This window comes from Novosphingobium sp. 17-62-19, from assembly GCF_002256775.1.
GTDB lineage: Bacteria > Pseudomonadota > Alphaproteobacteria > Sphingomonadales > Sphingomonadaceae > Novosphingobium.
This window is the reverse complement of sequence record NZ_NCII01000104.1, coordinates 1-10,656: the sequence shown is the minus strand read 5'-3', so window position 1 is coordinate 10,656 and position 10,656 is coordinate 1. Positions and strand designations below refer to the sequence as shown.

At 62.4% G+C, this 10,656-nt stretch carries 6 protein-coding genes; 3 read left to right on the top strand and 3 right to left on the bottom strand.

The annotated features are described in order from the left end of the window. Nucleotides 1–71 precede the first annotated feature (71 nt). Nucleotides 72–2,288, bottom strand: a complete 2,217-nt coding sequence (locus B7X90_RS16195) for a TonB-dependent receptor (protein ID WP_292626143.1) — start codon at nucleotides 2,286–2,288, stop codon at nucleotides 72–74. Nucleotides 2,289–2,676: 388 nt separating this feature from the next. Between B7X90_RS16195 and B7X90_RS16190 the strand changes: the two genes are divergently transcribed. From B7X90_RS16190 to B7X90_RS16180, 3 genes are read left to right on the top strand one after another with little or no spacing between them, the layout of a single operon-like run. Beyond that, entirely contained in the window at nucleotides 2,677–4,281 is a 1,605-nt protein-coding gene (locus B7X90_RS16190; protein ID WP_292626141.1) for a malonyl-CoA synthase, read from the top strand. 25 nt (nucleotides 4,282–4,306) lie between these two features. Next, a complete protein-coding gene (locus tag B7X90_RS16185) occupies nucleotides 4,307–5,542 on the top strand; it encodes an SLC13 family permease (RefSeq protein WP_292626139.1) in 1,236 nt (411 codons plus the stop codon). Nucleotides 5,543–5,582: 40 nt separating this feature from the next. Beyond that, nucleotides 5,583–8,441, top strand: a complete 2,859-nt coding sequence (locus B7X90_RS16180; protein WP_292626137.1) for a CHAT domain-containing protein — start codon at nucleotides 5,583–5,585, stop codon at nucleotides 8,439–8,441. Between the two features lie 15 nt (nucleotides 8,442–8,456). Here the strand turns inward: B7X90_RS16180 and B7X90_RS16175 are convergent, their stop codons facing one another. Both B7X90_RS16175 and B7X90_RS16170 read right to left on the bottom strand, forming a co-directional pair. Further along, entirely contained in the window at nucleotides 8,457–9,380 is a 924-nt protein-coding gene (locus B7X90_RS16175) for a LysR family transcriptional regulator (protein ID WP_292626135.1), read from the bottom strand. A 70-nt stretch (nucleotides 9,381–9,450) separates the two neighbouring features. Then, nucleotides 9,451–10,656, bottom strand: a 1,206-nt coding sequence (locus B7X90_RS16170; protein ID WP_292626133.1) for a DUF2332 family protein, incomplete at its 5' end; no start/stop codon positions are given.

The following is a 10,656-nucleotide window of genomic DNA, read 5'->3' as shown; positions in this document are numbered from 1 at the left end:
TCGAGGCAAGGCTGGAAGCGCTCGCGAAAAAATGGGCGCCGCGGACACGCCGCAAAGCCTGACAGGCCGCGTCAACGCCACCTTCCGTCGGCGCTTACATAAGTGCGCGGATCGGCGAAAGTGACTGCACCGAACAGGCCGGTCGAAGCCCCGGTGACAACCAGATTGTTCTCCAGATTTTCGACGAACCCGGCGACATAGAACCGATCATCCGGCGCGTTGTAGGTCAACGAAAGGTCGGTCTTGGTAGCCGCAGGCTGATAGAAATACGCAAAGTTGGCCAGATCGGTCACTTCAAACCGGCTGCGCGACGACGTTTGCGCATCGGCCACCAGCTTGCCTTCACCCACCGGCACGACATAGTTCAGACCTGCGATCCAGCTCCACTTGGGGCTGCGGTTGAGCGGGCGACCGGCAAAGTTGACGACGGGGTCCGGCGTAAACTGGTCATAACGCGCATCAAGCCAGTTAAGCGCAAGACGCACGGTAAACCGATCAGTCGGCTGGATATTAGCATCCAGTTCCACACCATCGATTTTGGCCTTGGCGGCGTTGGTCGTAACCTGACAAGGGCCGCCACAGATGTCGGACAGCTGCGAAAGCTGCAGCCCCTGATAATCGTAATGGAACACAGTGCCATTCAGGCGGAACGCCGGGCTGAACCGGAACTTGAAGCCCGCTTCATAGGCGGTCAGCGTTTCTGGATCATAGTACAGCGCGCCTGCAGGCAGACCGCAATTCGTACCAGTGCCAATTTCGCAACCGTCGTTGAAGCCGCCCGCCTTGTACCCGGTCGAAACCGATGCAAAGACGAGGCCCAGCGGGCTGTCGTAATCGACACCGGCGCGCCATGTGACTTCGCTGAACGTACGGCTCGCATCGTTGATCTGGTTGACCTGACGGCTGATGAAATTGCCGATGCTGTAGGAATTGCCGATGCTGTCGTATGTATCGACGACCGTCTGGCCCTTGCGCGACTTCAGATCGTGCGAATAGCGCACGCCGCCTGTGATCCGCAGATCAGGGACGACTTCATAGGTGACCTGACCGAACGCAGACTTGTTTTCGGCAATGGTTGGGTCCTGCGGAAAGCCGAAGCGGGTATTTGGGCCGAGCAGGTTGTTGAGGAAGAAGGCGATACCCGACTTTTCCTTGAAGTAGTAACCACCGATCTGCGCCTGCAACGGACCATCGCTGTAGGCAAGGCGCACTTCCTGCGAGGTCTGCCAATATGTTCCCGCAAAGTCGGCCGAGAAGGCACCGTTGGCAGCATTGCTGAACTCGGTACGATCGGATTCGCGATACGAACCAAGGTAGGTCAGCGTGAGGTTGCCCATCGAATAGTTGAGCTCACCCATTACGCCCCGCTCCTCGCTGTCGCGGAAAGCCTGCTGGGCCTGAGGGTTGTTCAGGCGACGAGCGACATCAGGATCGAGGCCAAGGTACGTGGGCGCGTCAAACGTCGGCCGCACACCGCTGGTGATATTGCCATAGAACTGGCCCGGCGGCACGCCGTTGGTCGGGTTGCCCTTCACCCAGCTGTAATCGCCCATCAGCAGCAGGCTGAGATCCGGCGTGGGCTTCCACAGCGCGGACAGGCGGACCGACTTGTTGTTCTTGAACTTGTCGAGCTTGACGTTGTCGTTCGGGGCGCCATCTGAAATGTAGTTGTCGCGCTGATCCAGGTTCGCTGCGACGCGGAAGGCCAGCGTGTCGCTGGCGGGCACGTTGAGCACGACAGTACCGTTCAGGGCGTTGAAATTGCCATAGACCACATCGGCACGCGCGCCTAATTCGAACTTGGGCTGGGCGGTCAGAATGTTGACCACACCAGCGGTCGAGTTGCGACCATACAGTGTGCCTTGCGGCCCACGCAGCACTTCGATGCGTTCGATGTCGAAAAAGGAAACTTCCTGTGCCTGTGGGCGCGCAAGATAGACGCCGTTGACCATGAACGCGGCCGAAGGATCGCCCTTTTCGGTGCCATCGGTGCTGGTCACACCGCGGATCGTGATCTGCAGCCCGTTGCCGCGCACGATCGAAAGATTGGGAATGGTTTCTTCAAGCTGGGTCGGGTTGGTGATACCCGCGGCGATCAGATCCTCGCCCCCCACAGCCGACATTGCGATCGGCGTTTTGGACAGCAAAGACGATGTGCGGTTGGCGGTGACGACGATGTCTCCATCGTTGATCACCTGCGTTTCTGCTTCCTGCGCTTCTTGTGCAAAAGCGGGCGTTGATGCCAGCGCGACAGCCGACGCCAGACACACAAATTTCAGCTTCCTCATGCTCTCTCCCTCAAAGCAACATCTGTCGGTCATTAGACAGCGCTGACAAAAGTGAGAGGGCAGCCGCATTGAAACGCGACCTCTTTTAGCTTCCCCTCCCACTCGCGGCCACGCTGTGCTCACGATCGTTATGGTGCTAAACTTACATGGCCGTTTTGACAGCGCAAGTCAGAAAATGGCCAGATGGGCAATTTGCAGCTACAATCAAGGCCAAGCCTATGTTTAGGGATAGGTTGGGTGTATACAGCCAGTTGATTGTGATCGTTCACAATAAGCAATGCGAATCACGCCAACAATGTTGATCTGTCAGACCGACAAACTTGGCACGGCTTCAATCGCTCATCAGGCAGCTGCCTACCGGGCCTTGCTCTGGATCTGCCCTTGTTGCATGTCAGACAGGACGTACGCGCAGTTCGTCGATTTCCACCAGTTCATATTCACGTTCAGGGGTCGCACATTGGCCAGTTCCGCCACGCCAGATATGTTTTCACTGTTTCGCGCCGTTTGTGACGCGACGCCGGACGCGCCGTTTCTGATCGGTGAGGACGGCGCCGTGCTGACCTATGCCGGTGCCCGCGCGCGTTCGGCGCAGCTTGCCCATGCCTTTCGCGCAAACGGCGTGCAAGTGGGTGATCGCATCGCCATACAGGTGGAAAAATCACAAACCGCGCTGCTGACCTGGCTTGCTGCTTTGCAGGCAGGCGCGGTCTATCTGCCGCTCAATACCGCATATACCATTGGCGAAGTGCGTTATTTTGTGGGCGATGCCCGCCCGGCGCTGGTGCTGTGCCGCCCGGCAGACGAACCGGCGATGTCCGCGCTTTGTACCGAACTTGGCGTCCCCGCGCTGCTCACGCTTGATGCGGATGGCACGGGCGGTTCACTGGTTGATGTCTCTGCCGGACAGCCTGAGAGCTTTGACCACGCCTCCGCCGAACCCGACGGCCTTGCCGCCATTCTCTATACTTCGGGCACCACCGGGCGCAGCAAGGGCGCGATGCTGAGCCACGCCAACCTTGCCTCCAATGCGCTGACATTGCTGGAATACTGGCGCTTCACCGCCGCCGACCGCCTGCTTCATGCCCTGCCGATCTTCCACACGCACGGCCTGTTCGTGGCGACCAACACGGTCATCGCGGCAGGGGCGGCGATGATCTTCGTGCCGAAGTTCGATGCCGATACACTGGTGCGCCTGATGCCGCAGGCCTCGGTGCTGATGGGTGTTCCCACATTTTACACCCGCCTGCTGGCCAACCCCGGCTTCACGCGTAAACTGGCAGGGGGGATGCGCCTTTTCATTTCCGGGTCAGCCCCCCTTTCAGCCGAAACGCACAAGGACTTCAGTGCCTTGACCGGCCAAGCCATCCTTGAACGCTATGGCATGACCGAAACCAACATGAACACGTCGAACCCTTATGATGGTGTCAGGAAGCCCGGTAGCGTCGGCTTCCCCCTGCCCGATGTTGCCCTGCGCATTGCGGACGCGGAGACTGCCGCCATTCTGCCGCAGGGCGACATCGGCGTGATCGAGGTCAAAGGCCCCAACGTGTTCGGCGGCTATTGGCAGATGCCGGAAAAGACCGCCGAGGAATTCCGCGCCGACGGGTTTTTCATCACCGGCGACCTCGGTTTTATCGATGCGGACGGTTACGTGCACATCGTTGGCCGCGCCAAGGATCTGATCATCGCGGGCGGCTTCAATATCTACCCCGCCGAAGTCGAGGCCGCGCTGGATGAAATTCCCGGAATTTCGGAAAGCGCGGTGATTGGTGTGCCCTATGCCGATATGGGTGAGGCGGTGGTCGCGGTGGTAAAAGTGACAGACACCGGGGTGGACCAGACCGCAATCCTCGATGCGCTCAAGGACCGGCTCGCCCGGTTCAAGCTGCCGCGCGCGGTGGTGACTGTCGATGAACTGCCGCGCAACGCTATGGGCAAAGTGCAAAAAGCCCTGCTGCGTGAAACATATGGCAAGATGTTCGCCAAGACATAAAAAGTTCGGTTTGGGGGACGATACGATGATCCTGCTTTCGGTCGCCATCCTGATCGCAATTTTCGTTGCCGCCATGTGGCTGCCGGTCAACATGGGCCTGATCGGCCTTGCTGCCGCGCTTGGGCTTGGCGTATTCGTCGGCGGATTGTCGGTGAAGGAAGTGCTGGCGGGGTTTCCCACCGACCTGTTCCTCACGCTGCTGGGCGTCACCTACCTGTTCGGCATTGCCAGCCGCAACGGCGCGATCGACTGGCTGGTGACACGTGCAGCAGGCCTGCTGGGGCGGCACACCGGCCTGCTGCCCGCGCTGGTCTTCCTAGTTGCCGGTACGCTGACCGCGGTGGGCGCAGTCGGTCCCGCTGCCGTTGCGGTGGTTGCCCCCATCGCCCTGCGCCTTGCCCGGACCCATGGCTTTTCGGCGTTGATGATGGGCTTGCTGGTGGTCCACGGCGCACAGGCTGGCGCGTTCTCACCCATTTCAATTTATGGCGGCATCACCAACAAGGTGCTTGCATCCAGCGGGATTGCGCCGGACCCGATGTACCTTTTCCTTGCCAGCGCCGCATTTAACGGTGCGCTCGCGCTGGTGATCTGGGCCTTCTACGCCCGGCGCGAGGCTGCCGCCGGTGTGACCCACGAAGCCCATGCCGAACCGCCACCCGCGCTGGGCAAAGACGGAGCGTGGACTCTGGCAGGCCTTGCTGCGCTGGCCACCGGCGCGCTCCTGTTCAGGGTCGACATCGGGTTCATGGCCCTGCTCGTCATCATCGCCCTTGCCATGGCAGCCCCACGCACGCAGGACGGGGCGCTGAAACAGGTGGATTGGTCCACGATCCTGCTGATTTCGGGCATCGTCATCTATGTAAGCCTGATGGAAAAGCTTGGCACGCTGGCAGCGGTCAGTGATCTGATCGGGCAGGTCGGATCGCCCGCATTGGCCGTGCTGCTGCTGTGCTACCTTGCAGGCGTGGTTTCCGCCTTTGCATCTTCCACCGCGCTATTGGGCGTGATGATCCCGCTGGCGGTGCCTTTGCTGGCAGGGTCAACGCTCTCGGTCATGGCGGTAATTTCGGCGCTGTGCATCGCCAACACCATTGTCGACACGTCACCGTTTTCCACCAACGGAGCGCTGATCGTCGGCAATTCACCCGAGGCGGAGCGCCCGATGATGTTGCGCAAGCTGCTGGGCTATGCCGTGATCATCGTGGGGCTTGGGCCGCTGGTGGCATGGGCGGTGTTTGTGCCGCTGCTCGGCGGTTAGGCCGCTTGCCATCGCGCTGACCTTGCGCGATGTTCGGGCGATGGGAAGGATAAACGGAACCGGCGCGCGCGCGTCTATTGCCCTTGCCGCGCTGACGCTGGCGTGCGCACCGGCCCATGCTGAACCTACGGCAGACCAACGCGCAAGGCTGGACGCAATGTTTGCCGCCGCCGATGCGCTGGACGAAGCGGCCAATCCCGCCGCCTACCGGCAGGCTTTTGAGCAGGTACTGGCGTTTGGCCGCACGCTCTATCCCGAAGGTCATCCGCAACTTGCCTGGCTCGAAGCCGAGCAGGCCACGGCAGACTACCTGCAAGGCGATGTAAAGGGCGGGGCCGCCCGGCTTGAACGCATCGCTGCCGTGCTTGATGCCGCAGGGCCGGAATGGCGCGAGCGGCGTATGTTGATTGCCAATGCGCAGGTGGTGATGCACCTGACGCTGAGCGAGTTCGACAAGGCCACCGCACTTGGCCAGCGGGTGCTTGCCTGGCAGATCGCCACTTCAGGCGGGCAGCCCAGCACCAATCTTGCGGCGGCATGGTCCAATCTGGCCAATGCGCAAATCCGCAATGGCGAGACGGACGAGGCCATCGCCAGCGTGCGCGAGGCCATTGCCATCAATCGGCAACTCTCCCCCATTCCTGCCAATGCTGCGCCGCATTTCGCCAATCTTGTAACGTTCCTCTATTCATCCGGGCGGCTTGAGGAAGCGGCGGAGGAAGGGCGCAAAACGCAGGCAGAGCTTGAAAGCTTCCTGCCCGATAGCCACCCCTTCCTTGCCGTAAATCTCAACACAATGGCGCGTGTGCTGATGGATCTTGGCAGACTGGACGAGGCCGAAAACGTGGCACGCAAGGCCATGGACTTGGCCTATGCCCGCTTTGGCGAAAGCCAGCAGACGCTGAGCTATCTGGCCACGCTGGCCAATGTGCTGGCCGCCAATGACAAGGTTGCCGAAGCGCAGAACCTTGCCCGCGCCGCTGCTGACAAGATGGTACAAGACCTTGGCCCCGAAGCAGACCGATCGCTGCTGGCACGCGATGTCCTGGCCGTGACGTTCTCCGCAGAGGGCGATGCGGCGCGTGCACTGGCGGAGTATTCTGCGGTATCCGAAGTGCGCAGCCGCCGATATCCGCCGCACCACCGGGACCGGATCGAAGGCGAAGACCGGCTTGCCATTGCTGCCTTTGAAGCAGGCGATGCGGCACGGGCGCAAATGGTGCAGCAAAGCGCGCAGGAATTGCGCAAGGCAGGCGGCATGATGGCCGACAACGCTTCGCTGGTGGGCGAAGCACGCCTTGCCGCGTTCACGGCCCTGGCCGGTGATGCCGCAACCGGGCTGACTCATGCCCGCGCTGCTGCCGAAGGCCTCGACGCCCGCCTGCGTGAACTGGAAGCCACCGGCGCGCGCCGGTCAGGGCTCGACCGATCGTTGCGCACCGGATTTGGCTGGGCGTTGGAAGCTGCTGCCGTATCGGGCGATGCCGCAACCGCCTTCATGCTGGCACAGCCCGTGGTCGAAGGCTCGGCAGGAATTGCTGCCCGCGCCGCCACGCGCCGCATGGCCGCGCTCGATCCTGCCAAGGCCGCCTTGTTGCGAGAGCAACAGGACGCCGCCGTTTCTGTGCAGACCTTGCTCGACAAGCAATTGCGCCTTGCAGGTCAGGGCACGTCGGCAGAGCGCCTTGCAGCGCTTGACGACGACCGTCGCGCCGCCACTGCGCGGCTTGACGCTCTCACCCGACAACTGGCTGAAACCGCGCCTGAACTTGCCCTTAGTGAGGCGAGCGAGCGCCTGACCCTACCCGCTGCGCAAGCGCTGCTGGACAAGGACGAGGCACTGCTGATCGTAGCGCCGGGGCCGCAGGGGTTGGTGGTTCTTGCCGCCAATGGCAAACAAGCTGTCGTGGTTCGCAGCGGGTCCACACGCCAAGCCAGTGCACTGGTCAAGCGATTGCGCAAGGGGCTGGAAACACCGGGATACTTTGATCATGCCGCCAGCGCGGAACTGCGCGCGATGGTCCTGCCAGCAGCGATCGCCGGTGTGGTCGGCAAGCGCAAGCGGCTGCTTGTCTCCAGCGGTGGCGCATTTTCGGCGTTGCCCTTCGCCGTGCTAGCGGCAGGCACTGCAGATCGTCCACACTGGCTGGTTGAAGACCATGCGCTTGTCACGCTTCCCAGCCTTGCCACACTCCATGCCAAGCGCCAGACATCCACGGAAAAGCCGCGCGGGTTCCTTGCACTCGGCGCTCCGCGTCTCGGCGCAGAAGTGCAGCTCGCCAGCGCAACGCCCTTCCGCTCTGCCGCAAACGCACAGCACCTTGCCGATCTTCCGCCCCTACCCGCCAGCGCCGGAGAACTGGCTGCGCTGGGCCAGGCGCTTGGCGCCGTGGACAGCACGGTCTTGACCGGCGCACAGGCCACCGAGTCAGCCTTGCGCGGGGCGGACCTTGGACGGATCGATGTTCTGGCTCTGTCCACCCACGGCCTGGTTGCCGGAGAGATTGACGGTCTTCACGAACCAGCACTCGTGCTCACGCCGACAGACGATGGGGACGGGCTGCTCACGGCGGACGAAATCCTGGATCTGCGATTGGCCGGGGCATGGGTGGTGCTTTCTGCGTGCAACACTGCCGCTGGATCGGGCGTCGATGGCAGCGGCCTCAGCGGTTTGGCGCGCGCCTTTCTTCATGCCGGGGCAAGTAACCTGCTGGTATCGCACTGGGCAGTGCGCGATGACGTGGCTGCGCGGCTTTCGGTGGCGACGCTGTCCCAGTACGCGCGGGGAAGCGATCCGGCATCGGCACTCCAGCGGGCAATGCTGGCGATGGCAAAGGGGCGCGATGAAGCGCTGCGTGACCCTGCGTTGTGGGCACCGTTCGTGGTTGTGGGGCGCTGACGTTCCAACCCGTCTTCACGCGCTGGTGAGGATGTCCAGCAAGGCGCGACCCAGCGGCGGAAGTTCCTGCTGCGCAAGATAGCGGATGCCAACGCTGCGCTCGAACGTGGCTTCGCGCACGGTTACGGCGCGCAGCACGCCAACTGTCAATTCGGCCCCCGCAACGGTGCGCGGCAGAACGGTGACCCGATCGCTGTGGCGCACGATCGCCTTGGTCGTCAGCAGGGAATCGCAACGGATCACGTTCTGCGGCACGGGCACACCGGCATTGAGGAACAACGCATCAACCTGACGGCGGAATGCGCCCTGTGCCTCGGGCAGTACCCACGGCAGGTCTGCCACATCGCGCAGCGAAACAAGATCCTCCAGATCATCATGGCGACAACCCACGATCAGTGCAAAGGGATCACGCGCCGCCGTAACCTCTACCAGATCGGCCGGGCAGGCTTCGATTTCGGTGGTGACAAAGGCAAGGTCGATAGCGCCGGAACGCAAGTGATCGGCAAGCTGCGAATCCGGTCGCTCAATCACGCTCAGCGCGAAAGGACCGACGACTTCTTCCAGGCTCGCAACGGCAGCGGGCAGTAGGCTGACCAGCGCGCCGGGCGTTCCGCCAATGCGCAATGGGCCGGCAACACCACGCGCGGCATGGCTGACCTCGTTGCTGGCGGCTTCAAGCAGGCGGACCATCGTTTCGGCCCGCTGGCGCAGCACTTCGCCTTCACGCGTGAGCACAATTCCACTGCGTGAGCGTGTGAACAGGACAACGCCAAGGCGCTGTTCCAACAAGGCAATCGTGCTGGAAACCGATGGCTGCGAAAGGTTCAGCACGCGCGCCGCAGCAGTGATGGAACCGGTTTCGCACACCCGCCAGAAGGTTGCCAGCGCGCGTGGATCGATACGGTTGTATGCAGCCGGAGTGCCCCCTGCAGCGGTCATGCCCAAATCCCGATTTGAAAATGAGCGACCATTTGCACACCGTTCACGCCGTGCATAGCAGCGGCTGGCCTTATCCGGCAGAGAGGCCGTGCCAATCGAACCATTCTGCATAAGGATGGCAATGGGCGACCACCACAGTTCTGCCTGCGGTGCTGGTGCCATTCCATGACGTGACACACAATTCCACCGTGCTGCGATCCGCGCTCCATTCCATGCCGATCCGGGCCAATGGCCGGTCTGGCGTGGCGGCAGCAGCGGCAAGAGCAAGTGCGGCATCGACCGCTGCACGCTCCACTTCGGGCATATATTGCACGACCATCGAATGCACCACCACGCGGCGCGTGCCGTGCCGCTGCGGCAGCGCCAGTTGGCGGGCCAGCCAACGGCTGGCAAGGCCGGTATCGACATGTGGCGGATGATCGCGCGCAATGGCGATGGCGGCGCGCAGCCGCTCCGTCCGCTCGCTCTCACCGGCCCAGATGTAGGCGTGGAGCCGCTCGCAATCATCATCATCACGGATATCGGGCGGGCTGAGATCAACCCCGGCTGCGCGTTCAACCACCAGGGGGACCGCTGGCGGCCTGCGCCCTTGCCAGCGCGGCACAATCTGCACCTTGCTTAGCGGATCGCCGCTTTGCGTGCCGCCAAGCTCGCAGCCATAGTACGCAAGGTTGAGATTCAGCCCGGCGCTCGTCCCCAATTCGAGCAGTTCGCACGGGTGCTGTGCGCGTGCATTGAGTTCCAGCAATGCGGCAACAAAACCGGCGGCGCGGGCAACCTCGTTGGTCTGTGTAGGGCCGGACATCCATTGCAGGAGGTCCGGCGTGTGGCGCGCCAGCACATCAATCAGCACGGCATCCAGCCGGACTGGTCCGGGCAGGTCTCCGGCCTCGGCTGCGCGATAGAGTTTCTGCAAACCGGCGTGACGGCCGGAACGCGCCAGCGCGTGCAGCCCCGCGTTAATGCGAAAGATTACGCCTGCGCCTGCCAGATCGCCCGGCCATCCCTCGATCGATGCACGCATTCTGGGTGCACAGGGGAGCACCCGCGCGAGGCTTTCCAGCACCGCCGCGACGATAATCTTGCCAAAGGCCTTTGCCTTGGCCGCTTCGATCAGCAACTGCGCTTCGGCGCGGCCCGCTTCAACACGCGCCCGTATCACTTCCACTGCGCAACCGGGGGTCGTGTCCCGGTACGTGGTGTAGGTTCTGCCGGTAGCGAAGCTGACCGGACACGCGCTAATCGATAAAGCGCTGTAGTGTCCGGTCAGTTTCGC

Excerpts from the sequence above, each read along its gene's own strand:
- B7X90_RS16195 (WP_292626143.1), bottom strand. The coding sequence starts at position 2,288 with ATGAGGAAGCTGAAATTTGTGTGTCTGGCGTCGGCTGTCGCGCTGGCA.
- B7X90_RS16190 (WP_292626141.1), top strand. The coding sequence starts at position 2,677 with ATGTCAGACAGGACGTACGCGCAGTTCGTCGATTTCCACCAGTTCATA.
- B7X90_RS16175 (WP_292626135.1), bottom strand. The coding sequence starts at position 9,380 with ATGACCGCTGCAGGGGGCACTCCGGCTGCATACAACCGTATCGATCCA.
- B7X90_RS16180 (WP_292626137.1), top strand. The coding sequence starts at position 5,583 with ATGGGAAGGATAAACGGAACCGGCGCGCGCGCGTCTATTGCCCTTGCC.
- B7X90_RS16185 (WP_292626139.1), top strand. The coding sequence starts at position 4,307 with ATGATCCTGCTTTCGGTCGCCATCCTGATCGCAATTTTCGTTGCCGCC.